Origin of the sequence: Pseudomonas sp. NPDC089743, from assembly GCF_044748785.1 — a bacterium.
Lineage (GTDB): Bacteria > Pseudomonadota > Gammaproteobacteria > Pseudomonadales > Pseudomonadaceae > Aquipseudomonas > Aquipseudomonas putida_X.
This window is the reverse complement of the sequence record NZ_JBIVGS010000008.1, coordinates 227,289-253,431: the sequence shown is the minus strand read 5'-3', so window position 1 is coordinate 253,431 and position 26,143 is coordinate 227,289. Positions and strand designations below refer to the sequence as shown.

Below are 26,143 nucleotides of genomic sequence, written 5' to 3'. Positions count from 1 at the left end.
ACCTCATCAGCGGATCGCCGGAGTGCAGCTTGTGCTCTGGCTCTGTTGGATTGTCCAAAAAAGCACAGGAGTGCGACATGGTACTTCGCAACATGAAACCCGTCATGGCCTGGGGCATTGCCGCTATTGTCGGCCCGCTGCTGGTGATCTTTGGCACTCACTGGTGGGGCAATGTCCTGGCAAGTGAGAAGGCAGAGCTTGCCAATTATCGAAAACAGATAGAGGCCAAAAACGCCGAACAGCAGGCCACACAAGCGCGGACCTACGCCCTGGAAATTCGGGGAGTGGGACTTGGAATTTACACAGACGGCCAGTCCAAAATCTGGCAGTTCATAAAAAAGAAAAACGACAATTTTTCTTCGATTTACTCGCAGGACGCGAAAGACTACAACCCTTCACTAACCTCCAGGAGAAACTCTGCAGGCATCAAAGTCCGTATCGCATTCAAAAATTCAGCGGGTGAATCAGTGGCATACTGGCCAATCCCGGTGTTTGCGCTAGGGCCGCCTGATCCTTACGCAAGCGGTTTCAGTGCATCGGGCCTGATCAGTTCAGGTCGTAATGCTGCAACCTTGGGCGTTACCCAGTTCCTGTGGCAAGACGATGAGAGCACGGCCCATGCGCAAGGCATGATCGAGCGGCTGTTCACGTTTTTTGACGATAACCCCAAGGTGCCACAGGCCTTGATCGCAAGCCGTGACGGTGACGTAACACGAGACCCTTACCGCAAACCCGGCACACCGGGATTGCAGGATGGCCATGTGGTTCCGACGATCTACGAGAGTATGACTGGCCTTCTGGTCACGCGCTCAGACCGGGTTGACCGCTACGTGCGCCCTTTCGTCACCCAAGACGCCGAGGATAATCAGGACAAAAACACTGACCTGGGCAAGCTGTGGGCATTTTACTGGGACCGGAACAGAGCATTTACGGAGTGGTATGTAGCGGCCGAGCGTGCCAAAGGCGCTAAAGTCTCTATCCCCCCCAGCACTATGTCGACCGCCTACTGGCAATCGCAACTACCTAACTTGTGGAAAACCATCGACAACCGTGGCCCAGGCCATTTCGAACCGTCCCCCTGGCTGCCCGTGCGTTGGGCCGAACACCAACTGAAAGAGTTCGACGCAGCGCCAGTGCTGGGCTACCTGCACCGTCCGATCAAGGTTTCCATGCAGGACGAGCACGGCAAGCGCCTCAAACCCGCGTTGCAGGCCAAGGCCTTGCAAGCAGGTTGGCTCAAGGCCCTCGACACGCTGCCCGCTGGGCAAAAACCGGTGCGCGTGTTCTACGACACCACTAACAACGCTGAAGCAGAAATCGCCCTGACCAACGCCTTGCACAGCCTCAATACCGACGGCCATGGCCTGGACGTGGGCAATGTCGACGAGGGCTATGACATCGGTCGACGCCTGGGCAATACCGGCGTCAGCAGCGCGCTGGTGGAAATCAACCTGGCCACCATCGCCAGCTACCACGACGGCGGTGCCAGTGCCGTGGTGTACGCCGGCAGCGACGGCAGCCTCACCGTGCAGATGATCAGCCCGCCCGATGAGGCACGCAAGGCGAAAAACCAGCAGAACCGTGGCGCTGACCCCTTCAAGTATGGCCTCCCAAGTGTCGGGCGACCCAAGGCATGAAACCTCCCATCTGCCTGGGTGACTCATCAGCGGATCCCCGGAGTGCAGCTTGTGCTCTGGCTCTGTTGGATTGTCCAAAAAAGCACAGGAATGCGACATGGTACTTCGCAACATGAAACCCGTCATGGCCTGGGGCATTGCCGCTATTGTCGGCCCGCTGCTGGTGATCTTTGGCACTCACTGGTGGGGCAATGCCCTGGCCAGTGAGAAGGCAGAGCTTGCCAATTATCGAAACCAGATAGAGGCCAGAAACGCTGAACAATTGGCCATGCAAGCGCGGACCTACGCTCTGGAAATTCGGGGAGCGGGACTTGGAATTTACACTGACGGCCAGTCCGAAATCTGGCAGTTTATCCAGAAAAAGAACGACAAATTTTCTTCGATCTACTCGCAGGACGCGAAGGACTACAACCCGTCACTAACCTCCAGGAGAAACTCTGCAAACATCAAAGTCCGTATCGCATTCAAAAACTCGGCAGGTGAGGCAGTAGCGTACTGGCCAATCCCGGTGTTTGCGCTGGGGCCGCCTGCCCCCTACGACAGCTCCTATAGCGCCGCGGGCCTGATCAATTCAGGCCGTAATGCTGCAACCTTGGGCGTTACCCAGTTTCTGTGGCAAGACGATGAAAGCACTACCCATGCGCAAGGCATGATCGAGCGACTGTTTACGTTTTTTGACGATAACCCGAAGGTGCCACAGGCTTTGATCGCGAGCCGAGACGGTGACGTGACACGAAACGGTTATCGCAAGCCCGGCACACCGGGATTGCAGAATGGCCACGTGGTTCCGACGATCTACGAAAACGCGACTGGCCTGCTGGTCACGCGTTCAGAGCGAGTGGATCGCTACGTGCGCCCCTTCGTCAGCCATGACGCCGAGGACAATCAGGACAAACAAACTGACTTCGGGAAATTGTGGGCGTTTTATTGGGACCGGAGTAGGGCATTCATGGACTGGTATGAAGCCGCTGAGAATGCCAAAGGCGTTAAAATCTTGCTAGGCCCGACCACCATGTCCAGCGCCTACTGGCAATCGCAGCTACCTAACTTGTGGAAAACCATCGACAACCGGGGCCCAGGCCATTTCGAACCGTCCCCCTGGCTGCCCGTGCGTTGGGCCGAACACCAGTTGAAGGAGTTCGACGCAGCGCCAGTGCTGGGCTACCTGCACCGTCCGATCAAGGTTTCCATGCAGGACGAGCACGGCAAGCGCCTCAAACCCGCGTTGCAGGCCAAGGCCTTGCAAGCAGGTTGGCTCAAGGCCCTCGACACGCTGCCCGCTGGGCAAAAACCGGTGCGCGTGTTCTACGACACCACTAACAACGCTGAAGCAGAAATCGCCCTGACCAACGCCTTGCACAGCCTCAATACCGACGGCCATGGCCTGGACGTGGGCAATGTCGACGAGGGCTATGACATCGGTCGACGGCTGGGCAATACCGGCGTCAGCAGCGCGCTGGTGGAAATCAACCTGGCCACCATCGCCAGCTACCACGACGGCGGTGCCAGCGCCGTGGTGTACGCCGGCAGCGACGGCAGCCTCACCGTGCAGATGATCAGCCCGCCAGATGAGGCACGCAAAGCGAAAAACCAGCAGAACCGTGGCGCTGACCCCTTCAAGTACGGCCTGCCAAGTGCCGGACGACCCAAGGCATGAACCGTCCCATCCTCATCCGCGGATCGAAAGCATGACTGGCCAACTGGTCACGCGCTCGGACCGAGTGGATCGCTACATTAGCCCAGTTGTCACCCCTGTCGCATTCACGAGGGCCATGGCCAGTTACACGCCCTGCACCGCGACATCAGCGCCATGGCTACGCCTTCATCATCCCCACGCTGAAATGCCCAAAAGCGTGGCCAAGTCAGGATGAGCTATTCGTTAACGCGCCTTTCGCAAGCTCGACGGCGGCGGTCACCGCTGTTTTTGCTTGAGGACTATTTTTCCAGCATGTCGACCCTACGGCAGCGGATGTCCGGGCCAAGATGTCGGTAACGCTGGCCCTGCTCAGCTCGAACATTGATTCGATACCCAACTGCTCAAGTCTGGTGATGACGGTTGGGCCTACGCCCTTAAGGGCTAATAGTGCAGCACGTTCCTTCGGTGAAAACGGCATCCATGCAATCCTTTTATGCGATGTTGACCGCCCGAATATTGCCTTATGCTGAATGGCGCCGCTACAAGCGATACAAGTGCGTGCAGGCAGAACATCACGGCTGAGCCAACACCGCCCAAGAATCGATTCGAGTCTCTGCCGCAGGCCAGCGAACATGGACGCCGACCAGGCCAGGAATTTGCCCATGGCGATCTACACCGCCAGTGCGGGCGCGTCGACCGGTTGGTCTTAACGCGGACTACAGACTTGATCCACTCTTTGCCTACTCTTACTGAAGAACGCCTGCACTTCACCGTACGCTGTTTCTCTTCCAGTATTCAGTGACTCCACCCCCTTGGCCGTACCTTCAACGGTAAAGTAGTCCACGTGATTCAGCCCAATGGTGGCGAGGACGGCGGACAGGTAGGGGCGCAGAAAATCGGGTTGCCGGGCATTTGAGCCGCTGATCGCGCCACCGCTGGCTATGGCGACGTAAACCGGCCGATCCGCCAGCGTGCCCACCTTGCCTTTGGCGGTGCCGAGAAACGTTTTGCCCACGCGCACCACTTGGTCGATCCACGTCTTGAGCGAGGCGGGCACGCTGTAGTTGTGCATCGGCGTGGCGATCAGCAGTACGTCGCAAGCCTGCAGTTGGTCGATCAATTCGTCGGAACGGCTCAACGTACCTTCCTGGCTGCTCGCTACGACCACGCCCTGATTGGCTAACGCCTGGGCATATGGCGCATCGACTGGGGCCAAGGTGTTGAGGTCAAGATTGGTCAACTGGATGCCCCTTCTGCCGGATTGGTTGGCCAGGGCGAACAGGATCTGCTGGGACAGTTTCAAACTTTCAGAAGCGTCTGCATTGGGGCTGGCGATCAGGCGAAGAATACGCACAGGAGCAAGTGGCTGCTGGGACGTTGTCATGCTGGTTGCCTCCTTGGAAGCGTAGGGGGTTATGGCGTAACGAACTGTTTTTGAAAGCGCAGAGCACCGGTCAACAGGCCTTCGCGGAAGTAGAACCGTTGTGCGCGGGCGTTAGCCAAACCCGTGTCGAGCACCAGGCGTGCACAACCGCTGGCACGGGCCAGTCGTTCCAAGCCCTGCAATAAGCGCGAACCCCAATGACCACCGCGCTGAGCCTCGGCGGTTACCAGGTCATCGACATACAGGAATGCGCCGTAGACCAGGTTTTCCTGGAGGCGGTAACCCGCCAGCGCCACGAGAACGCCTGAGTCGTAGGCGCCAATCAGGCGATAGCCTTCAACGCGCATACGCTCGATGCGGCTGATGAAGTCGGCTTCGCTGGTCAGGTGTGGGCGCAATTGCTGCATTACCGGGAATGCGCTGCGCAGGTCTTGGGTGCTGTCCAAGGGACGCAGGGCGGTGTCGTTCAGATCGAGCACGCTGGGTACGAAGTTGTGCGAAGTGAATGTCATGGGGGTTAGCCTCATCAGTAGCTGATGGCGCTATAGTGAACGTGCAATGACCCACTTGCTTGAGCCAAGAAACGGGATATGAACTAGGCCATGATGACTCCCCCCACGCCGCCTTTTGCGCCCTTGCAAGAGCAGTCCGGTTTGCCTCTGTATCGTCAACTCTACGACCGCGTGCTGGCTGCCGTTGCCGCCGGCACGTTGTCTCCTGGTGACCGCTTGCCGTCGGCGCGCGCCATGGCCAAGGACCTGGGGGTGGCCCGTGGTACCGTCGAACTGGCCTATTCGCTGCTGGTCAGCGAGGGTTACCTTCTGGCGCTCGGGCAGAAAGGCACCGTGGTCAACCCCGAACTGCAGAAGCCTGTATCGACGGCCACCGCGTTACCGGTCAGCAGCCCAGTGATCGAAGACTGTGCTGATTCGCTCTGGCGTCCGCCGCAACTGTTGCCGTTCCAGATGGGGGTGCCGGCGCTGGATGCATTTCCGCGCAAGATATGGGCGCGCCTCGGTGCTCGGTATCTGCGCGGGATGCGCCTGGGGGACCTGGACTATCCGGCCCCCCACGGCCTGGCGGCGTTGCGCAGCGCCATCGCCTCGTATCTGCAGGTGTCCCGAGGTATCGATTGCGGTGCTCATCAGGTGTTCATCACCAGCGGTTGGCGCAATAGCCTGTCGTTGGTCGCGCATACCTTGTTGCAGCCAGGCGAGCGCGCCTGGGTGGAAGACCCGGGCTATCCCACTACGCGCCAGGTGCTTCGCCAGTTCGGCTTGGCGCTCGAAGCGGTGCCGGTCGATGCCGATGGAATGAATGTGGAGCAGGCCATCGCCGTTTCTCGGCCGGCTCAGGTGGCCATGGTGACACCGGGGCATCAGAGCCCGCTGTCCATGGCGCTGTCGCTGCCGCGCCGACAGTTGCTACTGGATTGGGCTGCCCGCACCGGTGCCTGGATCGTCGAGGACGATTACGACGGCGAGTATCGCTACGTCAGTCGTCCACTTCCTGCGCTGGCCAGCCTGGATCGCCATGGGCGCGTGCTGTATGCCGGCACCTTCAGTAAGGTGCTGTTCCCTGGCATTCGGCTGGCTTACCTGGTGGTGCCGCAGGCTCAGGTGGCAGCGTTCGAGCGCGTGGGCCGAGCCTTGTTCGCGGCCGGATCACCGTCCATTACCCAGGCCTTGGTGGCGGTGTTCGCTGCCGAGGGGCACTTCGCTCGGCATATTCAACGCATGCGCCGACTGTACAACGAGCGACGCGCGGTGACCATCGAAGCGCTGGAGCGAACATTGCCCAGGGGTATGCAGGTGGAGCGCTCTCCAGGCGGCATGCACCTGGTACTGCGTTTGCCGGAGGAGGTGAGCGACACAGCCCTGGCCGAGCAGCTGCTGGCCAAAGGCATGTCGGTACAAGCGTTGTCGCGCTGGGCTGCCTCATCGCAGCGCCAGTCAGGCCTGCTGCTGAGTTTTACCAACTGTGCCACGGCTGCTCCGGGCGAGCAGCTTGGCACTTTGATCAGCCAGCTCCTCAGTTGAGGTTGGCCTTGTTCAGGCCGAACAGCTCATCGGACGAGCCCGGGACCGCCTGGAACGCCACATTGAGGCGATTCCAGCCATTGATGGCAACGATCAGGAACGTCAAGTCCGACAGCTCCTGCTCGGAAAACTGCTCGCGCACACGTGCATACAGGCTGTTGGAAACACCATGAGGCGGCAGCTGGGTCAGGGCTTCAGTCCACTCCAGCGCCGCTCGCTCTACTGGCGAGAACAGCTGCGATTCACGCCAGACGGCGACATGGTGAAGACGCAGCTCGCGCTCGCCATGGATCTTGGCCTCTTTCACATGCATATCCACGCAGAACGCACAGCCGTTGAGCTGCGAAGCCCGTAGCATGATCAGGTGGGCAAGCTCGGCCAGTGGCGGCTTCTTGCTCAGCTGCAGGGTGAGCTCGACCAATTTGTTGGACGCTTGGGGAGACAGCTTGAAGTAGTCAAGGCGGTTGTTCATGGGGAGTTACTCGCAGTGGGTTGGTGTTCGTTGGCGCCCACTGTAGCTACGCTTGGACTAGCCCCACAGGGCCAAGAGGGTGATTTCGAACTAGGCCATGTCGGTATCGATGCGCGCGTCGGGTTATCCTGAGCCCATCAGTGAACACGAAAGGAGGCATGCATGCTGTGGTTCGGAACCGACAAGGCCAGGTTCAAGGTTCAGCGCCGCATCGCGGGCGCCGTGTTATTCATCGCAGTCTTTTTCCTGGCCACGCAGATCGAGGCATGGTGTTCAGGTAAAGCCTCTTTTGGCGATGTGTTTGACGGCATCGTCTTGACGGCGCTTGGTGGAGGGATGTTCTACCTGGCAGGCAGATGGTGACCCTCGCTGGCAGGCTACCCTGCAGCCGCGTCAGGGCTTGTATTCAATGGTGTACGACGCATCGGTTTGCGGGTCGATGATGACCGGCAGGCCGAACAGCTTGCCTTTACACTCACTGACGACGCAGCGGTAAATGGACCCCTGCTTGAGCTGAGCCCACAAGCCTTCGTCATGTATCACGATACACAGGACGCGGGCTTCTGGATCCTCTCTGACCTGAGCGACGTGGTGGTCCAGGTCGCAACCGAAATCAGGGGTGGTGAACTCTGGATCGTAGCCAATCAACACGCCATGCCTTTTCAGATCTTCCCTGATACGCTCAATCACGTCGTCTGCTTCTTGTTTTAGCATGATCGTTATCTCACGGTGCGTGGACATACCAAAACTCTAGCTCACCCTGCCTGTGTTCGCCGGCTTCCGGTATTGCCTACACGATTTTCTCTGACCACCCAAACACCCAGCCGATTGCGAGTACTGCTGGCGTCAGGGCGGCAGGGCGGGGCGTGGGGTGGAGATCAGCAATCGCGAGCGTCCAAGGCCTCAAAGCTCAGCTGAGTGAAGGATATTCATCTGATCCTGGCCTGATCATGAGCAGCGCTAACGATCCTTTGAAATCAATTCATTAGCCACCGCTCAACCGCGCTCTATAAACTGCCCCTCAATTAGCGCCAGTGACCCACTAATTAGCTGATCAAAACAGCTATACGGTGCACTGAACGGATTACGAGATCAGGACGTCAGGCCAACATGAGCAATGAATTTGCATTTGCCCTCAAAAGCATTCGCTTCGATGAGCATTATCAGCCATCGGACAATACGCGCACAACGACCAATTTCGCCAATTTGGCGAGAGGGGCGAGTCGTCAAGAGAATTTGCGCAATACGCTGAAGATGATCGACAATCGCTTCAATGCCTTGGCGCATTGGGACAACCCCAATGCTGATCGTTATACGCTCGAGCTTGAAATCATTTCCGTTGAAATGAATATCGGTGCTGTACGCAGCACGCCTGCCTTGCCATTGATCGAGGTCTTGAAAACGACGGTCGTTGACCGTCACACCAATGAGCGTATCGCCGGTATGGTGGGGAATAACTTCTCCTCCTACGTAAGGGATTATGATTTCAGCGTGCTGTTGTTGAGCCACAACAAGGGCCAGGCGCAATTCAGCACCCCCGACAAGTTTGGCGACCTCCACGGCAAGCTGTTCAAGTCCTTCGTCAGCTCGGACACGTATAAGGCGCATTTCAGCAAGCCGCCGGTCATCTGCCTGAGCGTCTCCAGCGCCAGGACCTACCAGCGCACAGAGAATCAGCACCCCGTGCTCGGCGTCGAGTACCGGCAGGACGAGTATTCCCTGACCGATGAGTATTTCAGCAAGATGGGCCTGAAGGTTCGCTACTTCATGCCGCCGAACAGTGTTGCACCGCTGGCCTTCTATTTTGCCGGTGATTTGCTGGGTGACTACACCAATCTGGAATTGATCAGCACCATCAGCACGATGGACACGTTCCAGAAAATTTACCGGCCTGAAATCTACAACGCGAACTCCGCAGCCGGGAAGTCTTATCAGCCCAGCTTGCAACACCAGGATTATTCGCTGACGCGTATTGTTTATGATCGTGAAGAACGCGGCCGGCTCGCTATCGAGCAAGGGAAGTTTGCCGAAGAGCACTTCATCAAACCCTATTACGCCATTCTTGAGCAGTGGTCTGCCAGTGACGCCGCTTGAATCGTCTAACGTACAAGGTCTTTTATTGTGAAAAAATTGCTCCCCACTTCAACGGCTGGCAGCTTGCCTAAACCGTCCTGGCTCGCAGAGCCTGAAAAACTTTGGTCCCCGTGGAAGTTGGAAGGTGATCAACTGATCGAAGGCAAGCAGGACGCGCTGCGCTTGTCTTTGCAAGAACAGCAACATGCCGGTATCGACATCGTCAGCGATGGCGAGCAAACACGTCAGCATTTCGTCACGACCTTTATCGAGCATCTCGATGGCGTGGATTTCGAACAACGTGAAACCGTCAGGATTCGCGATCGCTACGATGCCAGCGTGCCAACGGTGGTGGGCGCCGTTGCGCGTCGCAAGCCGGTCTTCGTCGAGGACGCCAAGTTCCTGCGTCAGCAAACCTCGCAACCGATCAAATGGGCGCTACCAGGCCCCATGACCATGATCGACACGCTGTACGACGCGCATTACAAAAGCCGTGAAAAGCTGGCTTGGGAATTCGCCAAGATCCTCAACCAGGAAGCGCGCGAACTGGAAGCCGCAGGCGTCGACATCATCCAGTTCGACGAGCCCGCGTTCAACGTCTTCTTCGACGAGGTGAACGAGTGGGGCGTCGCTACCCTGGAGCGCGCCATCGAAGGCCTCAAGTGCGAAACCGCCGTGCACATCTGCTACGGCTATGGAATCAAGGCCAATACCGACTGGAAAAAGACCTTGGGCTCGGAATGGCGTCAATACGAAGAGGCCTTCCCCAAGCTGCAGAAGTCCAGCATCGATATCGTCTCGTTGGAGTGCCACAACTCCCACGTGCCCATGGAACTGATCGAGCTGATCCGTGGCAAGAAAGTGATGGTCGGCGCCATCGATGTGGCAAACCACGCCATCGAAACCCCGGAAGAGGTAGCAAACACGCTGCGCAAGGCCCTGCAGTTCGTAGATGCCGACAAGCTCTACCCCTGCACCAACTGCGGTATGGCGCCGCTGCCGCGTGAGGTGGCAAGAGGCAAGCTCAATGCGCTGAGCGCGGGCGCGGAAATCGTCCGTCAAGAGCTCCTGAACAAACGCTGAGCCCAAGTCGAAGGTGCTCAGCGACGGCTCAGGTAAGGTTCAGCCCGAATGCTCGGGCTGACTTGGCTTTTGCTGCACCTTCGAGCGGTAATCAACACCCAGGACCTACTATGTCATTCCCTAATGCTCTCGAGCCGACGAGCTTGCGCGAAGCGCTTGGGCACTACGCCTCCGGCCTCACGGTGATCACCACCCACATTAATGACGAGCCGATTGGCTTCACTTGCCAGTCGTTTTACAGCGTGTCGATGAGCCCGCCGCTGGTGTCATTCAGCGTAATGTCCAACTCGGCCAGCTATCCGAAGATTCGCCAGGCAGGTCGCTTCGCGGTCAACATTCTCTCCGGTGAACAGGCCGGGATCTCCAACCAGTTCGCGCGCCGAGGGACGGATAAGTGGCACGGGGTCGAGTGGCAGCAATCGCCTTTGGGCAACCCGATCATTGCTGGCAGTCTGTATTGGCTCGATTGCGAAATTCACGCAGAGCACGAAGCCGGCGACCATCTGATCGTGATCGGTGAAGTGAAGGCGCTCAACCTGCACAAAGCCGGTGATGCGCAGCCATTGCTGTATTTCAAGGGACAATACTGCAACCTCGCCGAACCCATCGCGGTTTGAGCACGCCGCTTGCAAATGTAAAAGAATGTAACCTTGTCGTTCCTGCCTGGATTCCCCGGTGCAGCTGTGTATGCTGTCTTCCCGGTCAGGAATGTCAAAGGTGAAGGTCCGCTCCATGCGCAATCGCGGCAAGATTTATTGGGACTGGGCCAGTCCAGAATTACATGTGCGCAACTACGACGAGCGGCTCTCCTGCGGCACCTTGATCAATATCCAGGCACGGCTTTCAAGGGATAACGTCACGCAGCTGTTCCTGGGCATCTATGGGAAAAAAGGCGTGCTCCTGCTCGAGGAGAGCTTTACCGATTGCCCTGGACAGAAGCTGTCCGCAGCCATGGCCTGGGCGCTGGACAGGGCTCGCGATTGGGTTGCCCGCACGTTTCCAGCGCCACAGCCACCCGCCCCAGAGCCGCTGCCGCGAAAAGGCTCGCGACTTTCCAGGTAACCGCACTGGAAAACGGAACGCACGCGTGAACGCACCAGTCGTATTTGCAGTAGAGGTGCAATCAGGGCGCCCGTTGGAGAATCAGATGAACCTTCAGTCCACCAATCATGACCTTTATGTGCATTCTTACCTGGGTTACCAGGCATCCATTTACGTTCTGTGGGAATCGTGCACTGAATCACCCACCGGCATGCTGGTAGAGGTCGGCCGACCAGGCAGTGTTTCGAGAACGCTGCGAGTGAGTCGGGCATTTTCGTCCTCCACGGAGGCCATCCTCGAAGGCAAGGTGATGGCTGAGCAGTATGTCCAGAGCCAGGCGGGCAGAGCCTGATGCCTGCCACTCGATCGAACGCATGCATGGCCGGCAAGGGCCCGGCACCTGGAAGGTCGAATGGACATTGCTGACCAATACCAACTGATAGCCGACGCCTCCGGCCTCACCATTGGCCAAGTGGGTAGTTACCTGGCCCACGTGGATGTTCAGGCAGACGGTGCCTGGCTCATTTGTTTCGCACATGAAGTGGCGCGTGACCCCGATGTCGCCAGCAAGCTTCCTGCTTCAAGGACCGTGCTGATCCCGAAGCAGCAGGTGGACGCTTACGAGCGTGCCAGAGGCTGAGGCGCCTGGCGGGCAGCTTCGACGGCCTTGTCAGGTTGCAGGCGCGCGCGCTCACATTCGTCTATGCCTATAACTGAGGTTGTATTCGGATCCGGAGGTTTGAATGAGGCGGCCAATGCTGGGCGTTTTTCTGATTGCTGTTGCAGGTATGGCCAACGCAGGCATCCCATTGGTGAATGCCACATGCCCGGGCGACATCGAAGTGCACGCGGATGAAGGCGGCCCTGTCTACATCAATGCCAAGGAGGCAAAGGTGAAGAAATTCAGTGACGCGTATTACGAAGCCAAGGGCGCTGGGGTTACCGTCTCCATCATGGTCAACCCGGATGAGTCTGTGGGGGTTTCGTACACGGGCAAGGGCGGTGCAAATGGCGTTTGTGAACTGACCGAGCAAGATTGAGCGCTGCGGTTGGCACTCCTCATGCCGGGTGCTCGTCAGCAGCAAACCAGCTAGGACGCTGTCGCCAGCCATATAGCGAAGAAGAATATTGCCCTGCTAATAGTGAGGGTTAATATGAGCAGGGCAAAATAAAAACAGGGCGTTTCTCATTAGCTGTTTTTCGAGGGTTGTTGACGGGGGCGCCGGAGCGTGTCGCGTGAAAAACTCTAGATCATTCGCAAGCGCAATACTGATGTCAGCCTTGGCTGCAACTTTTTTGGCCGGGTGTGCACATAACCCCGATGTTCGGGATGGGCATGATCAGACCTCTGGTATCACTGAGAAGAGCCCGCCGGATTATCTGGGGTGCGTCAAGGAGGAATTGAATGGGAGTGCTACCACCTATGAGGTGGGTAGTGGCGACTCGGTCCGCCTGTTCGTCGACAGTACCGACCCCAACACAGCCAATGGCCTTGTAGAGTTGCGTAGCTACGGCACGCGTCACCAGTTCATGGCTTATCAGCGTGATGCCTGGTATGACCACGGGCGGCTGCTCGACGCAGCGCTCATGTGTTCGAAGGCCTAATTCGCCAACTGCAACCCTGAGCATGAAAGCCCGCACCACACAAGTGCGGGCTTTTCATTCTCAGCGCCCACGCCTGAGCTGGCTTGATTGCATGCGGCACGAGTTCGAGTCCTACCTTGGTGCATTAGTGCTGATGCAAAACCGTGGTTAAAATGCACCCTGTTCACTTGAGTCAAATGCAAATGCCTAACTTTCGCATCTTTTTCTGCTCCGTCCTGGTGATGAGCCTGGCCGGTTGTGCCAACCCCGGAAAGCCGACAGCCAGCAAGCTGACCCGCAAGTCGCCAGAAGGCTATGTCGCCTGTGTATTGCCCCAATGGCAAGCGCTGGCGCCAATGACGACGCAAAAATCCATTTCCCACGGCTACCGCCTGACCGCCCCCAGCGCAGTGACTTCCGATGAAGTCCTTGAAGTGGTGGAGTCCGGGGAGGGCAGCCGGGCGACGTTCTACAAAGGTAGTTTCCTCTCGGGCAACAAACTGCGCCTGGCGGCCAGGGAGTGCCTGGATTGAGGTGACGCCTGGCTCCTGGCACTCCCATGCCTTCTAGGCCTTCAGGTTCATCTGCCGGCATTGCACCTGCGCATCCTCTTTGCTGGAGTAACTGGGCTTGAGACGCTCCTTTGCTTGGTTGTCGTAGATGTCGTAGCCGCCGCAGACGGTTGCTGCGTAATAGCGGCCGGCGACACGGAATGATTCCTTTTCGATAGGTACTGCGGGAACGATAACGTATCTTGGTTGCATTGTTCGTGCCTCCCCAGGCAGAGAGTTAAGTATTAGTACCGCCAGGGGTAACCAGCAAGGAGACTCATGAATAAATGACGCCGGCGCTTGATACGCAGGGCCAGACATTGGCCAGGTGTGAGCGCTCTGTAGAAATGATCGTAAGGTGCCCCGGGGTATTGTGTTTTAGGTACTCCAAACCGATGATGGCACGATGAATACATCTCCTTCACGGCTCAACGCCGAGCGTGGCGCGTTCTCAAGTTTCGAGGCGTGCCGAAATACCCAGAAAGGGCCTGTGGTGATTCTTGCGTCGGGCGCTTCTGCCAAACAGTTCCCCTTGCTTGAATTTGCACACCTCCCTGTGATTGCCATGAATGGTTCGGTTTCCCTCACCGATGCGTGTGGTGTGAAGCCGTTCTTTTACCTCTGCACCGACAAAAGCTTTCCCACGCAGCAGCCAGCGTTGTTTGCCATGGCGTTGCGCGATAGCCAGCGCTTGGCTTTGTGGCCAGAGCAGTTCATCGGCGCGGATATCCCGCTCGGCACCGCGTGTTACCCACTGCATAAAGCCGACAACCCCGGCATGCTCGACGGGTTGCGGGGGCACGGCGCAACCCATGTCTGCAGCAGGGCGTTGTGGAGCAAACGGGCGCGATCGATCGCCTTCAGCAAAGACCTCTCAAGGGGCTACTACGATGCCCGGACAGTGGTTTATGTAGCGCTGCAACTGGCCTATCACCTGGGTTTCGAGCAGGTGTTGCTGGTCGGTGTCGACCTCGACCAGTCACTGGGGCGCTTTTACGAGAAGGCCGAGGGGCAGCATTCCCCCTGTGGGCTCGATCAGCACTGGGAGAGCCGCATACTGCCGTCGCTGACGCTGATGGCCGAGCAGGTTGTCAGCGAGCGGTTCCGGGTTTACAACCTGTCCGAGGTTTCTCGCATTCCCGCGACGTTGATCCCGAAAATCGACCTGGCCCAAGCCCGCCGCATCGCGAGCTGCGTGGATGCCTGAGCAAGAAAACGGATGCGCGGTGCCAGGGCCGACGCTACAGTGCCCGCACCCAGCCTTGCAGTGAGAAAATCCCATGTCCAGTGCCTTCACCCTGATGCAGTCCCCGGTCGGCACCTTGACCCTGGTGGCCCGCGGCGAGTCCCTGGCCGCTGTACTGTGGGAACAGGAGCGGGAGAACCGCGTGCGCCTGGGTGAGGTGCATCGCGATGACGAAAAGCCAATACTGCGCCAAGCCGCTGGTCAGTTGGATGAGTATTTTGCTGGCAAGCGCCAACGTTTCGAGTTGGCACTGGACTTTGCCGGCACCGCGTTTCAGCGCCAGGTGTGGGCGGCGTTGCTCACCATTCCGTTCGGCCAGACCCGAAGCTACAGCGACATTGCCCGGCAGATCGGTAACCCCAGCGCCGTACGCGCGGTCGGTGCGGCCAACGGCCGTAATCCGATCTCGATCATTGCCCCGTGCCACCGGGTGATCGGCGCATCCGGGAGCCTGACCGGGTTTGCCGGGGGAATACCGGCCAAGCAGTACCTCCTGGCGCTGGAAGGCCAACAGAGCCAGGCTTGGGACTTTTAGCCAGGTATTGGCGGTGAAGGGGCGCGACTGAACCTGGCCACTCAGCTGACCCAGTACGCGATCAGGCAAACCACCACTGCCAGCGTCGAGCCTGCCATCAGCGTGTACTGCCGATGCGCCCGGCGGGCCTGGGGCCTTACTTCGCGCAGGTACTGGCCGGGCGGTGGCGCATCCGGGCGATGGCGCAACCCCTCGGCCAGCTCATTCAGATGGCTGTCGATCAACAGGCCAACCAAATGGTAGGTGCTGGCAAAACAGGCCACTGTCAAAAGCAGATACTTCATGGCGACGGCATGCTCAGCGATACGCTGATGGCGCTGGCGTTCGTGGTATCCAGCAAGATGATGCCTTCCTGACGGCCGTCCAGCGCTGCCAGCAGGTTGCCCTGGCTGTCCCAGGCCGCCGAGCCGCCGGCCCCCAGGAAATTGTCGGCCGGCCCCACGCAGTTGGCCATCAATACCGGCATACCCAAAGTGCGAGCGACTTGGGGGTAGTGCTCATGGCCTTCACGGACGCCCTTTGCCGTTTTCGCCACGCTCACCAGATACAGTTCTGCGCCGCTGTCGCGGGCTTGTGCTGCGTGCGCGAGGAACATCGACTCGTAACAGATGGCGGGCGCTATCTGCAGTTGCCCTGCGGCGAAAACCAAGGGCTGATCGCCCGCGGAGAAAAACGCCAACTCGTCCTCGTGCAGCCGTTGTTTGGCGTAGGCCAGCCGCGGCTGACCGGGACGCAGGATCGGCATTGCGATCTGAATGCCATCAGCCGTGGGCAATGGCAGGCCCACGGCTACACAGATTTCCAGGCGGTCGCAGAGTTGTTGTAACGGATCGAGCCGGCCCGAGGTGATCGGCAAGGCCACCTGCCGTGCCAGGGTAGGCTCGTAACCCGTCAGCGACAGCTCGGGGAATACCACCAGTTCGGCGCCCAGGCCTGCGGCCTGTTCTATGCAGTGCATGTGACGGTCGAGATTGACTTGCAGGTCGCCTTTGACGGATGCCAGCTGTACGGCACAGAGTTTCATGGGTAATCCCTTTCCCTGGTACAGGTCGAAGGCCGAGCATACTACCGCCACGGATGCCTGTACCAGTGAAGGGTATTTCCGCAGGCCGCGGGCGGGGCGAAACTTGTGCCATGCTGTTGCTTGACAGGGGCATGAGCACGTCATGGACGAGCGCGGCACCCATCGTCCGCTCCCCAGCGTGCAGTAGCAGAGGAAGAATGCAATGAGCCGGTTTCGGCGGGTAGCCGCCAACAGCCACGGCCGTGATCTGGCAGTTGGCGATATTCACGGGCATTTTCGGCGGCTTGAGCAATGCCTGGCGGCGGTAGGGTTCGACCCAGCAGTGGACCGGCTGTTCAGCGTCGGCGACCTGGTCGACCGTGGCCCTCATAGTCTCGAGGCACTGACGTGGCTGACCAAGCCGTGGTTTTACGCTGTGCAGGGCAACCACGAATCGTTGGCCATCACCTGTCATTACGGGGGGCGGCTGGATCTGGACATGTATCGGGCAGCGGGCGGCGGTTGGTTTCTCGACCTGCCAAAAGATGAGCAGGCGGTGTTCGTCGAACACTTTCTGCAGCTGCCGATAGCCATGGAAGTACAGACAGAGGCCGGACTGATTGGTGTGCTCCATGCCGACAGCCCCTTTACAAACTGGGCCGAGTTGCGCGCCAGTCTGCTGGAAGATGATGACCCGGGCGTGCGTGAAGTGTGCCAATGGTCCCGGCGGCGGCTCAAAGAAGGGGACACCGGCGCCGTTGAAGGCGTGCGTGCCCTGCTGGTGGGGCATACGCCGGTGCTCCAGGCCAAGCGGTTGGGCAACGTCTGGCACCTGGACACCGGGGGGTGGGCAAGCGGGCATTTCAGCCTGATGGGCTTGGCCGACCTGGCACTGCTCAACCCCGCGCCAGTTTGAACAGCAATGCACCCGCCAGTACTATCAGCATCATCCCCGAGGCCCGCTCCAGCCAGGGCAGGGCATGAGCAAAGCGCCGCAGAAGGCGCTGGTTGCCGATCGCTGCCGCTACCAGTAAGTCCCACAACAGAACGACGCTGAACATCCAGACACCATAGGCCCATTTCCAGCCAACACTGCTGCTGGCGACCATGCTGGCGAGGCTGGCGTAGAACAGTCCGTTCTTGGGGTTGAGCCCGCCCGATACGAAGCCCATGCCCAGCCCTCGCCACCACCCGCTCACTGCCCCTCGGGTACCGACCGCAGCCAGGCCGGATCGTCCGGCGTGGCGCAGGAACAGCGCGCCTATGTAAAGCAGGTAAAGCGCGCCGGCCAACTGCAGGGCGATGAACACCGGGCTGCCTTCCTGCAGTACCGCCAGGCCTGCGAAAGCCAGGCTGATGAACAGGCCATTGGCCAGGGCGATGCCCAGGCAGGCGCCGCTGGCAACGCGCCAACCGGCGCTGATCGAGGTGCGGGCGACCAGGAAGAAATCCGGGCCAGGGGACAGCAGGGCCAGGAAGTGGGCGAGGGCGACGATCAGAAACTGCTCCATGGGGCGGCTTTCTCAAGGGGTGGAGCCGCAGTGTGCAGGCGCGTCAGGAGCAGGTATTGAAGATTATTGCAGGTTGCCCAAGGCGGCTAACCCCGGCGCAGCCGATACTGACCCGGCGTCACGCCCACATGCGCCTTGAATACCCGCTGAAAATGGCTCTGGTCGGCAAAACCCAATCGATAGGCCACCTCGGCCAGCGCCAGCCCGTCGCTTAGCAGCCGGCGGCCACGGTTGATGCGGGCATTGATCAGGTAGGCATGCGGCGTCAGCCCGGTGGCGGCGCGAAACGCACGGATCAACTGATAGCGGCCAAGCCCTGCTTGCCGGGCAAGCACTTCAAGGCTGAGCCGGGCAGGGTCCTGGGCTTCGATGTACTCAATCAGGCTACCCAGGGCCGGCAGGCCTAACACGGGCGCTGGCGCGGCTTCCAGGTGCGGATGCTGGGCAAAATCATGATCACCCATGAAGGCGATAAGGGCGGCTTCCTTTTCGCCGCTGCTTGCACCCGAGAACAGCAATTCATTCAACCTACAGAATTCACGGTACAACGCAGGCAGCCGGCTTATCCGTGCCGGGGCCCCCGGCGCGGCCGCATCAAGCCCCGACTCCAGCCGCAGCTGCGCAAGCCACTGGGCCTCGACATGCAGCATCTGGTAGCTCCAGGCCTGACCGGGTTCGGGGTTACAGGCATGCACCCGCTGCGCCGGCACCAACACCAGCGTGCCTGGGGTCAGGCGCTGTTGCCCATCACCCGCGCCGGTGAAGAGGCTGTACCCCGCGTCCACCGCTCCAATGGAGAAGGTCGGGTGACTATGGGCCTTGTAGCAGGCGCGGCTGTGGGAGGCCCGGCGGCTTTCCACCCAGGGCAGGGCCGGATCGCGCCAGAGTGAGGAGCGGGTAGGGGGCATGCTGAAGTCCTTGGTCTGGCTGGCAGCTTAACAGCGCCGAACGCACTGCCGTACAGTTTTTGCTTGTGGCTGTACCTTGACCCGGTACCGCTTGAGCATCGAAATTGGCGGCAGATTTCCAGGAGAACGAAATGGACCTGTCGAGCCTGCTGTTATTCATCCCTGCCTGCTTCGCCCTGAACATGGCACCTGGGCCGAACAACCTGTTGTCGTTGCACAATGCCAGCCGCTATGGCCTGCGTACCGCCTGCGTGGCAGGTGGCGGGCGCCTCATCGCCTTCAGCGGCATGATTGCCTTGGCGGCGATGGGCCTGGCGGTGGTGCTGCACACCAGCGAATACCTGTTCCTGGTGATCAAGGTGGTGGGTGCGGCCTACCTGTTCTACATCGCCTGGCAGCTGTGGTGCGCTCCGGTGGGCGAGGCGCTGGTGGCCAGCGAGCAACCGCGTGGCAGTTGGCGCCTGGCGCGGCAGGAGTTCTGGGTGGCCGCGGGCAACCCGAAGGCGATCCTGATTTTTACCGCTTTCCTGCCACAGTTCGTCACGGTAGGCAGCACCACCCCGGTCAGTGAGCAGTTTCTCTGGTTGGGGGTACTGTTCCTGCTGCTGGAATGGGTGGCGATTGCCCTCTATGCCGGCCTTGGCGCCTACCTGCAGCGCTGGTTCAGCCAGCCGGGCCCGCGCCGGGTGTTCAACCGGGTCAGCGCCGGCCTGCTTGGTTGCGCAGGTCTCGGCTTGCTGGCCGCGCGCCGTTAACGGCGGGTTTCAGTCGCGGTAGAACGTCTGCACCAGGTGGTAGCCGAACTTGCTTTTTATCGGCCCGTGCACCACACGCAGGGGTTTCTTGAAAATCACCTGGTCGATCGCCCCGACCAGCTGCCCCGGCCGAACTTCGCCCAGGTCGCCGCCGCGCTTACCTGAAGGGCAGGTGGAGAACTTCTTGGCCAGCACGTCGAAGGCCTCGCCATTGGCGATGCGCTGTTTGAGCTTTTCGGCCTCTTCAGCGGTCTTGACCAGGATGTGGCGGGCTTGAGCTTTCATGAGACACCTGTGCTTCGGGGTGAAAAAAGGGCGCCATTATGCCTGAACGTGCAACTCCGTGCGGTCACGAAAGTATTCGAGCGCTTCGGGGTTGGCCAACGCGTCGGTGTTTTTCACGGGTAGCCCGTGCACCACGTTGCGCACCGCCAGCTCCACCAGCTTGCCGCTGATGGTCCGTGGAATATCACCGACCTGTAGGATCACCGCCGGTACATGGCGCGGCGTGGTGTACTGGCGGATCACCTGGCGAATGCGCTGTTGCAAAGCGTCATCGAGCGTGAGGCCATCACGCAGGCGCACGAACAGCACGACACGCACATCGCCTTTGCACTGCTGGCCGATGGCAACGCTCTCCAGCACCTCTTCGACCTTTTCTACCTGGCGGTAGATTTCCGCCGTGCCGATGCGCACGCCCCCTGGGTTGAGCACGGCATCGGAACGCCCATGGATCACCATGCCGCCTGTGCTGAGCTGCTCGGCGTAGTCGCCCTGCGCCCAGACACCGGGAAATTGACTGAAGTAGGCCTCGCGGTAGCGGCTGCCATCGTCGTCGTTCCAGAAGCCCAGGGGCATCGACGGGAAGTGGCGGGTGCACACGAGTTCGCCTTTTTCACCGGTCACCGGGCGACCCTGCTCATCCCATACTTCGACAGCCATACCCAGGCCCTTGCAGGCAATTTCGCCTCGGCGTACCGGCAGCGTGGGGTTGCCCAGCACGAAGCAGGACACGATATCGGTGCCCCCGGACATGGACGCCAGGCACACTTCGGCCTTTATCTTGCGGTAAACATAGTCATAGCTGTGCGGCGACAGCGGTGAGCCAGTGGAGAGGATCAGGCGCAGGCTGTCCAGTCGATGACTGCGTGCCGGCGCCAGGCCCTCCTGTTCGAGCGCGGCCAGGTACTTGGCGCTGGTGCCGAAGGCCTGGATGCCTTCGGCGTCGATCAGGTCGAGCAGGCGCTCGGGGCTCGGGTGGAAGGGGGAGCCGTCGTACAGTATCAACGTGGCCCCTACTGCCAGGCCGCTGGCCAGCCAGTTCCACATCATCCAGCCGCAGGTGGTGTAGTAGAACAGCACGTCATCGGCCTTGAGATCATTGTGCAGGCCGTGTTCCTTGAGGTGTTGCAGCAACACACCGCCTGCGCTGTGGACGATGCACTTGGGCACGCCGGTGGTGCCGCTGGAATAGAGGATGTACAGCGGGTGATCGAACGGTAGCGGGGTGAAGCCTGGCTCACCGCCTGCCTGGTAGAAGTCGCCCCACAGGCTGACCTTGGCAGGGGTACTGAATTCGTCGGCTTGGGTCTGCTCGCGCGTGTAGGGCACCACGATCAGTTGCTGCAGCCCGGGCAACTGCGCGCAGACCTGGTTGATCTTGTCGACCTGGTCGATCTGCTTGCCGGCGTACTGGTAACCCGCACAGACAATCAGCAGCTTGGGTTCGATCTGGCCGAAGCGATCGATGATGCCGTGCAGGCCAAACTCCGGCGATGACGTCGACCAGATGGCGCCGAGGCTGGTGCAGGCCAGCATGGCGACGAGGGTTTCCCAGGTGTTGGGCATCACCGCGGCAATACGGTCACCTGGCTCGATGCCGGCATCCTTGAAGGCCGTTTGCAGCCCGGCCACTTCCGCGGCCAGTTGCGCGTGGCTCAGTGACCTGCGCTGGCCGTCCTCGCGCAGGGCCGTCACCGCAGTGTGATCGTCACGCCGGCGTAGCAGGTGCTCGGCGAAATTGAGCGTGGCGTCGGCGAACCAACGCGCATCGGGCATGTGCGCACCCTCGTTCAGCACCTGGCTGGGCGGGGTATGCCAGCGCACCTGGAAATAGTCGGCAATGGATTGCCAGAACGCGGCGCGATGCTCGATGCTCCAACGGTGCAGGGCTGCGTAATCGCTGAGCTGCAGGTTGTAGCGCCGGTTGATCCAGCGGCGAAAGGCATCCATCGTGCTGGCCTCGATTTGCGCCGCAGCAGGACTCCAAAGCACATCATTCATGCCATACCTCCCAGTGCCATGACGCACCTGATCCCCGGCTTGCCGGCGCTCAGGTACCGCTACGCTTGAATTTACTCCACCTTGGCCGTTTGCACCTCCTGCGCTGCCGACCACACCCGGTAACGCACCTGCACGCCTTCGGGCACATACACCACCACAGGCAACTTGCTGTTGTAGCGCAGCAGGAAGCCTTCACCGACCACTGGCACGAAGGCCTCGGTCTTTTTGCCATCCGGGCAGGCCATCAGGGTGCTGGCCGGCCCGCCGACTTTGTCCAGGCGGTAATAACTGTAGCCCCAGCCTTCAAGGGTGTGTTCCTCCAGGCTGCCGGCCAGGCGCTGGCGGTTACAGTCCACCTGCAGCGTCTTGCCAGCGATGATTTCAAGTTTGTGGGCTTGCTCGTCGGCTTGCGTGGGCAGGTAGATGACCTGCCGGGTAAAGCCTTTTTCGGCCTCGGGGTAAGGGGCGACGTCCTTCAGGCTGGCGGCCATCGCCGGGGCAGTGGCCGCCAGGGTCAGGGCCAGGATCGCGGATGGGGGGATCGGGCGCATAGGGCCTCCTTGCAGTTGAACGATGGCAAGCGCCGCGCCAGGCCGGGGCCACCCATCACTGGGCCAGCCAGCCACCATCGACATTCCAGGCGGCGCCGCGGACCTGGCTTGCGGCCTCGCTGCAGAGGAATAGTACCAGTTCGCCCAGCTGCTCAGGCGTGACGAAGGCCAATGACGGTTGCTTCTCGGCCAGCAAGTCCTCTTGCGCCTGCTGCGGGGTGACACCCTTGGCGGCACGTTCGTCGATCTGCTTTTGCACCAGCGGGGTCAGCACCCAGCCTGGGCAGATGGCGTTGCAGGTGACATTGCCGGTGGCGGTTTCCAGCCCCACGACCTTGGTCAGGCCGACCACGCCATGCTTGGCCGCCACATAAGCTGCTTTGCCGGTGGAGCCGACCAAGCCGTGCACCGAAGCGACGTTGACGATGCGCCCCCAGTTGCGCGCACGCATGCCGGGCAGGGCCAGGCGCGTGCCATGGAATACCGCCGACAGGTTCAGGGCGATGATCTTGTCCCAGCTTTGCAGCGGAAACTGCTCGACCGGCGCCACATGCTGGATGCCCGCGTTGTTGACCAGGATGTCGACACCGCCGAAGGTCTGTTCGGCAAACGCGAACAAGGCTTCTATCTGGGCGACATCGCTAAGGTCGGCCGGATGGTGCGCAACCTTCGCCCCCTGTTGCGCAACCTCGGCCAGCGCCGCTGCCGGGTCGCCGAAACCGTTGAGCAGGATGTTGGCGCCGGCGCGGGCCAGCACCTGGGCGATGCCCAGGCCAATGCCGCTGGTGGATCCGGTGATGAGTGCAGTCTTGCCTTTGAGGGTCATGCAAAAGCTCCTTAGACGATGCCGGTGGCGTAGAACGTGGCGATGACCACGAAGACCGCCAGGGTCTTGATCAGGGTAATACCGAAAATGTCCTTGTAGGCCTCGCGGTGGGTCAAGCCGGTGACGGCCAGCAAGGTGATCACCGCACCGTTGTGCGGCAGTGTGTCCATGCCGCCGCTGGCCATCGCGGCCACCCGGTGTAGCACTTCGAGCGGGATGTTGGCGGCGTTCGCCGCGGCGATGAAGCTGTCGCCCATGGCCGCCAGGGCAATGCTCATGCCGCCCGAAGCGGAGCCGGTGATACCCGCCAGCAGCGTCACGGTGATGGCTTCATTGACCAGCGGGTTGGGGATGCCGCGCAGGGCATCGGCCAGCACCAGAAAGCCTGGCAGCGAAGCGATCACTGCACCAAAGCCGTATTCTGACGCTGTGTTCATGGCGGCCAGCAAGGCGCCACCGACAGCACTTTTGGTGCCTTCGGCCAAGCGCTCACGGATGGCGCCGAAGGCGCAGACCAGCACCATCAGGATGCCCACCAGAAGCGCGGCCTGCACTGCCCAGATTGCCGTGAGCTTGGCCACGTCGCTGTTCACCGGCGCACTCATGCCCGGCAGCTGCAGGGTATGGCTGGCGCCGTACCACTGCGGGATCCAGTGGGTGAACAGCAGGTTCATCACACCCACCAGCACCAGCGGCGAAAGCGCCAGCCAAGGGTTGGGCAAGGTCAGGTCGGCGGCAGTCTCCGGTTCGTTGCGCAGGTTGCTGCCATAGCCCTCGCCGGCGCGCTGGGCTTTGTTGCGCTGGCGTTGCAGGTAAAGCATGCCGCTGCAGAACACGAACACCGTGCCGATCAGCCCCAGCCAGGGCGCGGCCCAGGCAGTGGTGTTGAAGAAGGTGCTGGGGATGATGTTCTGGATCTGCGGGGTGCCGGGCAGGGCGTCCATGGTGAACGAGAAGGCGCCCAAGGCGATGGTCGCCGGGATCAGGCGCTTGGGTATATCGCTTTGACGGAACATTTCTGCAGCGAACGGATACACCGCGAACACCACCACAAACAGTGATACCCCGCCATAGGTGAGCAAGGCGCAAACCAGCACGATCACCAGCATGGCCTGTCGCGTGCCGAGCAGGCGGATGGCCGCGGCGACGATCGAGCGCGAGAAACCGGACAGTTCGATGAGCTTGCCGAACACTGCGCCCAGCAGGAACACCGGGAAGTACAGCTTGATGAAGCCGACCATCTTTTCCATGAACACCCCGGTGAAGGCGGGCGCTACGGCGGCGGGGTCGGTCAGCAGCACCGCGCCGAGGGCGGCGATGGGCGCGAAAAGGATCACGCTGTAACCGCGGTAGGCGGCCAGCATCAGCAGGGCCAAAGCGGCGAGAGCGATGAGCACGGTCATCGGGTAGATCTCCTGGGTAAGTCTTGTTGTTATCGGTAGCCGGGAGATAGCGGGAATCGTGCCAATATTTAAGTCATTGATTTGTAAGGGTTTTTAAAGGAAAGAAGATGGCTGTGTCTCGCATTCGAGACTCACTTGGGCAAGTATCCGACCCAAACGCTGCGCCTGTCTGCGCGCTAAGCGCTGTCTCCGATTAGAAACATCAGTCCCCAAAAAGAGACTTACACCCCCAAAGCCACCCGTTTCTTGTAGAACGTCGAACGACCCAAGCCCAATGCTTTCGCTGCTTCGACCACATTTCCGGCGTGCTCGGCCAAGGTATCGGCAATCAGTTTGCGCTCGAATTGCGCACAGGCATCGCGGTAGCTTTGCCGCTGGGGTGGCGTAGCAACGGGCGTCACCGGCCCGAGTGCCTCGCGCACGTCCATGGCGGCAAGGCGCGGCTGGTCCGCCAGCAGGGTCGCCCGCTCCAGCACGTTGCGCAGCTCACGGATGTTCCCGGGCCAGGCATGGCGTGCCAGCAATTGCAGCGCATCGGGCTCCAGCTCGAACTGGCTGCCCAGTTCGGCGAGGATCGCCTCGCACAATGCCGGCAGGTCTTCGAGGCGCTCGCGCAGCGGCGGGGCCTGGATTGGCAGCACATTCAGGCGGTAATACAGATCGGCGCGGAACGCTCCGCGGGCGATGGCCGCCTGCAAATCGATCGAAGTGGCAGCGATGATACGCACGTCGCTGCGCAGCATCTGGTTCGAGCCCACCGGTTCGTATTCCTTCTCCTGCAGCACTCGCAGCAGCTTGCTTTGCAGGGCCAAAGGCATGTCGCCGATTTCGTCGAGGAACAAGGTGCCGCCTTCGGCCAACTGCAACTTGCCGCTACGCCCCTTGCGGTCAGCGCCGGTAAAGGCGCCTGGTGCCGTGCCGAAGAACTCGGCCTCCAGCAGCGCCTCCGGAATCGCTGCGCTGTTGATGCTGACAAAGGCTTTGCGCGCACGTGCCGACGCTGCGTGGATGGCGTGGGCCAGCAGCTCCTTGCCAGTGCCGGTTTCGCCAAGCAGCAGCACGGGCGATTCGCTGGCCGCGCCACGCCTGGCCCGGCGTTTGGCCTCAAGGCTCGCGGCGCTGCTGCCGACGAACTGGGCAAAACTGTATTTGGCCTGGCGCGCGCGCAACTGCGAGCGTGTCGTGGCCAGTTCCTGCTGCATGCTCGAATAGCGCTTGAGCAGTGGCGACAGGCTGCGCAATTGGTCGAACAGGGCAAAGCCGATGGCACCGATCAGCGCCCCTTGGGCATCGTGGATAGGCAGGCGCATGACCACCAGTGGCTCGTTGGGGGTGTCGAGCATGTCCAGCAGGATCGGCCGGCCGTTACTCACCACCTCGCGCATCAGGCTGCCCGGAATCACCGTTTCGCATGGCTGGCCGATGGCACTGGCTGCATCGGCCAGGCCAAAACGCCGGGCGTAGCGTTCGTTCATCCACACGATTCGCGCGTCGCGGTCGACGATCACCGTGCCTTCGCTGGACTGCTCGATGATTTCGAACAGCGAGCGGATCGCCAGTTGCCGTACCTGAGGGTAGTCCTTGAGGGTGTTGCTTTCTTGCATGGCAGTTCCCTGAAACTG

General features: G+C 60.5%; 32 protein-coding genes and 1 pseudogene. 17 read left to right on the top strand and 16 right to left on the bottom strand.

Annotated elements, in window-relative coordinates:
* Positions 1–13 precede the first annotated feature (13 nt).
* Positions 14–1,637, top strand: a pseudogene (locus ACIPZC_RS16785) (DUF2875 family protein).
* Positions 1,638–1,749: 112 nt separating this feature from the next.
* Positions 1,750–3,294 (top strand): DUF2875 family protein, encoded by a 1,545-nt coding sequence (locus tag ACIPZC_RS16780; RefSeq protein WP_400628253.1) that lies wholly within the window; start codon positions 1,750–1,752, stop codon positions 3,292–3,294.
* Positions 3,295–3,499: 205 nt separating this feature from the next.
* Here the strand turns inward: ACIPZC_RS16780 and ACIPZC_RS16775 are convergent, their stop codons facing one another.
* The 3 genes from ACIPZC_RS16775 to ACIPZC_RS16765 form a co-directional block, all read right to left on the bottom strand.
* A complete protein-coding gene (locus ACIPZC_RS16775) occupies positions 3,500–3,751 on the bottom strand; it encodes a helix-hairpin-helix domain-containing protein (protein ID WP_400628251.1) in 252 nt (83 codons plus the stop codon).
* Positions 3,752–3,979: 228 nt separating this feature from the next.
* Positions 3,980–4,657, bottom strand: coding sequence for an FMN-dependent NADH-azoreductase (locus ACIPZC_RS16770; protein ID WP_400628249.1), 678 nt, complete (start codon positions 4,655–4,657; stop codon positions 3,980–3,982).
* 29 nt (positions 4,658–4,686) lie between these two features.
* Positions 4,687–5,169, bottom strand: a complete 483-nt coding sequence (locus ACIPZC_RS16765; RefSeq protein ID WP_241803511.1) for a GNAT family N-acetyltransferase — start codon at positions 5,167–5,169, stop codon at positions 4,687–4,689.
* A 90-nt stretch (positions 5,170–5,259) separates the two neighbouring features.
* Between ACIPZC_RS16765 and ACIPZC_RS16760 the strand changes: the two genes are divergently transcribed.
* Positions 5,260–6,696, top strand: a complete 1,437-nt coding sequence (locus ACIPZC_RS16760; protein WP_400628247.1) for a PLP-dependent aminotransferase family protein — start codon at positions 5,260–5,262, stop codon at positions 6,694–6,696.
* On the opposite strand, the gene ACIPZC_RS16755 is transcribed toward ACIPZC_RS16760, so the two are convergent.
* Positions 6,689–7,168 carry a carboxymuconolactone decarboxylase family protein gene (locus ACIPZC_RS16755; protein ID WP_241803509.1) on the bottom strand — a complete coding sequence of 160 codons (480 nt, stop codon included), beginning with the start codon at positions 7,166–7,168 and terminating at the stop codon, positions 6,689–6,691. The genes ACIPZC_RS16760 and ACIPZC_RS16755 overlap by 8 nt on opposite strands.
* A gap of 162 nt (positions 7,169–7,330) precedes the next feature.
* On the opposite strand from ACIPZC_RS16755, the gene ACIPZC_RS16750 reads away from it, so the two are divergent.
* The gene (locus ACIPZC_RS16750) at positions 7,331–7,531 is read left to right on the top strand and encodes a hypothetical protein (protein WP_267816099.1); all 201 of its coding nucleotides are present in this window, start codon (positions 7,331–7,333) and stop codon (positions 7,529–7,531) included.
* 30 nt (positions 7,532–7,561) lie between these two features.
* On the opposite strand, the gene ACIPZC_RS16745 is transcribed toward ACIPZC_RS16750, so the two are convergent.
* On the bottom strand, positions 7,562–7,909 hold the full coding sequence (locus ACIPZC_RS16745) for a hypothetical protein (protein WP_241803507.1): 348 nt from the start codon (positions 7,907–7,909) through the stop codon (positions 7,562–7,564).
* Between the two features lie 369 nt (positions 7,910–8,278).
* Between ACIPZC_RS16745 and ACIPZC_RS16740 the strand changes: the two genes are divergently transcribed.
* The 9 genes from ACIPZC_RS16740 (at position 8,279) to ACIPZC_RS16700 (ending at position 13,482) form a co-directional block, all read left to right on the top strand.
* Positions 8,279–9,262: a DUF1852 domain-containing protein gene (locus ACIPZC_RS16740; RefSeq protein ID WP_400628244.1), complete on the top strand. Its 984-nt coding sequence runs from the start codon at positions 8,279–8,281 to the stop codon at positions 9,260–9,262.
* Positions 9,263–9,289: 27 nt separating this feature from the next.
* Positions 9,290–10,324, top strand: coding sequence for a methionine synthase (locus ACIPZC_RS16735; protein WP_349975291.1), 1,035 nt, complete (start codon positions 9,290–9,292; stop codon positions 10,322–10,324).
* A gap of 110 nt (positions 10,325–10,434) precedes the next feature.
* Entirely contained in the window at positions 10,435–10,941 is a 507-nt protein-coding gene (locus tag ACIPZC_RS16730; RefSeq protein WP_400628242.1) for a flavin reductase family protein, read from the top strand.
* Between the two features lie 115 nt (positions 10,942–11,056).
* Positions 11,057–11,386: a hypothetical protein gene (locus ACIPZC_RS16725; protein WP_241803503.1), complete on the top strand. Its 330-nt coding sequence runs from the start codon at positions 11,057–11,059 to the stop codon at positions 11,384–11,386.
* A gap of 85 nt (positions 11,387–11,471) precedes the next feature.
* The gene (locus ACIPZC_RS16720; RefSeq protein ID WP_241803502.1) at positions 11,472–11,717 is read left to right on the top strand and encodes a hypothetical protein; all 246 of its coding nucleotides are present in this window, start codon (positions 11,472–11,474) and stop codon (positions 11,715–11,717) included.
* A gap of 60 nt (positions 11,718–11,777) precedes the next feature.
* Positions 11,778–12,005 (top strand): hypothetical protein, encoded by a 228-nt coding sequence (locus tag ACIPZC_RS16715; RefSeq protein WP_400628239.1) that lies wholly within the window; start codon positions 11,778–11,780, stop codon positions 12,003–12,005.
* Positions 12,006–12,108: 103 nt separating this feature from the next.
* On the top strand, positions 12,109–12,405 hold the full coding sequence (locus tag ACIPZC_RS16710) for a hypothetical protein (RefSeq protein WP_400628237.1): 297 nt from the start codon (positions 12,109–12,111) through the stop codon (positions 12,403–12,405).
* A gap of 232 nt (positions 12,406–12,637) precedes the next feature.
* Positions 12,638–12,970: a hypothetical protein gene (locus tag ACIPZC_RS16705; protein ID WP_400628290.1), complete on the top strand. Its 333-nt coding sequence runs from the start codon at positions 12,638–12,640 to the stop codon at positions 12,968–12,970.
* A 182-nt stretch (positions 12,971–13,152) separates the two neighbouring features.
* Complete coding sequence (locus ACIPZC_RS16700; protein ID WP_400628235.1) at positions 13,153–13,482, top strand: hypothetical protein; 330 nt, start codon at positions 13,153–13,155, stop codon at positions 13,480–13,482.
* A 33-nt stretch (positions 13,483–13,515) separates the two neighbouring features.
* Here the strand turns inward: ACIPZC_RS16700 and ACIPZC_RS16695 are convergent, their stop codons facing one another.
* Complete coding sequence (locus ACIPZC_RS16695) at positions 13,516–13,713, bottom strand: hypothetical protein (RefSeq protein WP_400628233.1); 198 nt, start codon at positions 13,711–13,713, stop codon at positions 13,516–13,518.
* Between the two features lie 193 nt (positions 13,714–13,906).
* Between ACIPZC_RS16695 and ACIPZC_RS16690 the strand changes: the two genes are divergently transcribed.
* Both ACIPZC_RS16690 and ACIPZC_RS16685 read left to right on the top strand, forming a co-directional pair.
* Positions 13,907–14,707, top strand: coding sequence for a lipopolysaccharide biosynthesis protein (locus ACIPZC_RS16690; RefSeq protein ID WP_400628232.1), 801 nt, complete (start codon positions 13,907–13,909; stop codon positions 14,705–14,707).
* A gap of 73 nt (positions 14,708–14,780) precedes the next feature.
* Positions 14,781–15,281 (top strand): methylated-DNA--[protein]-cysteine S-methyltransferase, encoded by a 501-nt coding sequence (locus tag ACIPZC_RS16685; protein WP_400628230.1) that lies wholly within the window; start codon positions 14,781–14,783, stop codon positions 15,279–15,281.
* A gap of 41 nt (positions 15,282–15,322) precedes the next feature.
* Here the strand turns inward: ACIPZC_RS16685 and ACIPZC_RS16680 are convergent, their stop codons facing one another.
* Together ACIPZC_RS16680 and ACIPZC_RS16675 are read right to left on the bottom strand one after the other, a co-directional pair.
* The gene (locus ACIPZC_RS16680; RefSeq protein WP_241803494.1) at positions 15,323–15,565 is read right to left on the bottom strand and encodes a hypothetical protein; all 243 of its coding nucleotides are present in this window, start codon (positions 15,563–15,565) and stop codon (positions 15,323–15,325) included.
* Entirely contained in the window at positions 15,562–16,305 is a 744-nt protein-coding gene (locus ACIPZC_RS16675; protein ID WP_400628227.1) for a carbon-nitrogen hydrolase family protein, read from the bottom strand. The genes ACIPZC_RS16680 and ACIPZC_RS16675 overlap by 4 nt, the downstream gene beginning before the upstream one ends.
* 202 nt (positions 16,306–16,507) lie before the next feature.
* Between ACIPZC_RS16675 and ACIPZC_RS16670 the strand changes: the two genes are divergently transcribed.
* Complete coding sequence (locus ACIPZC_RS16670; RefSeq protein ID WP_400628225.1) at positions 16,508–17,200, top strand: metallophosphoesterase; 693 nt, start codon at positions 16,508–16,510, stop codon at positions 17,198–17,200.
* On the opposite strand, the gene ACIPZC_RS16665 is transcribed toward ACIPZC_RS16670, so the two are convergent.
* The gene (locus ACIPZC_RS16665) at positions 17,181–17,795 is read right to left on the bottom strand and encodes a LysE family translocator (RefSeq protein ID WP_400628223.1); all 615 of its coding nucleotides are present in this window, start codon (positions 17,793–17,795) and stop codon (positions 17,181–17,183) included. The two genes, ACIPZC_RS16670 and ACIPZC_RS16665, sit on opposite strands and share 20 nt — an antisense overlap.
* Positions 17,796–17,881: 86 nt before the next feature.
* Complete coding sequence (locus ACIPZC_RS16660; RefSeq protein ID WP_400628221.1) at positions 17,882–18,703, bottom strand: AraC family transcriptional regulator; 822 nt, start codon at positions 18,701–18,703, stop codon at positions 17,882–17,884.
* Between the two features lie 131 nt (positions 18,704–18,834).
* On the opposite strand from ACIPZC_RS16660, the gene ACIPZC_RS16655 reads away from it, so the two are divergent.
* Positions 18,835–19,458: a LysE family translocator gene (locus ACIPZC_RS16655; protein ID WP_400628219.1), complete on the top strand. Its 624-nt coding sequence runs from the start codon at positions 18,835–18,837 to the stop codon at positions 19,456–19,458.
* A gap of 9 nt (positions 19,459–19,467) precedes the next feature.
* Here ACIPZC_RS16655 and ACIPZC_RS16650 read toward each other — a convergent pair whose 3' ends face one another.
* The 6 genes from ACIPZC_RS16650 to ACIPZC_RS16625 form a co-directional block, all read right to left on the bottom strand.
* Positions 19,468–19,743, bottom strand: a complete 276-nt coding sequence (locus tag ACIPZC_RS16650; protein ID WP_046786145.1) for a peptidylprolyl isomerase — start codon at positions 19,741–19,743, stop codon at positions 19,468–19,470.
* Positions 19,744–19,779: 36 nt separating this feature from the next.
* On the bottom strand, positions 19,780–21,741 hold the full coding sequence (locus ACIPZC_RS16645) for an acetoacetate--CoA ligase (protein ID WP_400628217.1): 1,962 nt from the start codon (positions 21,739–21,741) through the stop codon (positions 19,780–19,782).
* Between the two features lie 71 nt (positions 21,742–21,812).
* Positions 21,813–22,292, bottom strand: coding sequence for a serine protease inhibitor ecotin (eco, locus tag ACIPZC_RS16640; RefSeq protein WP_400628215.1), 480 nt, complete (start codon positions 22,290–22,292; stop codon positions 21,813–21,815).
* Positions 22,293–22,347: 55 nt separating this feature from the next.
* Positions 22,348–23,118: a 3-hydroxybutyrate dehydrogenase gene (hbdH, locus tag ACIPZC_RS16635; protein ID WP_241803486.1), complete on the bottom strand. Its 771-nt coding sequence runs from the start codon at positions 23,116–23,118 to the stop codon at positions 22,348–22,350.
* Between the two features lie 11 nt (positions 23,119–23,129).
* Complete coding sequence (locus ACIPZC_RS16630) at positions 23,130–24,521, bottom strand: GntP family permease (RefSeq protein WP_012314567.1); 1,392 nt, start codon at positions 24,519–24,521, stop codon at positions 23,130–23,132.
* A 221-nt stretch (positions 24,522–24,742) separates the two neighbouring features.
* The gene (locus ACIPZC_RS16625; RefSeq protein WP_400628212.1) at positions 24,743–26,125 is read right to left on the bottom strand and encodes a sigma-54 interaction domain-containing protein; all 1,383 of its coding nucleotides are present in this window, start codon (positions 26,123–26,125) and stop codon (positions 24,743–24,745) included.
* Positions 26,126–26,143: the final 18 nt, after the last annotated feature.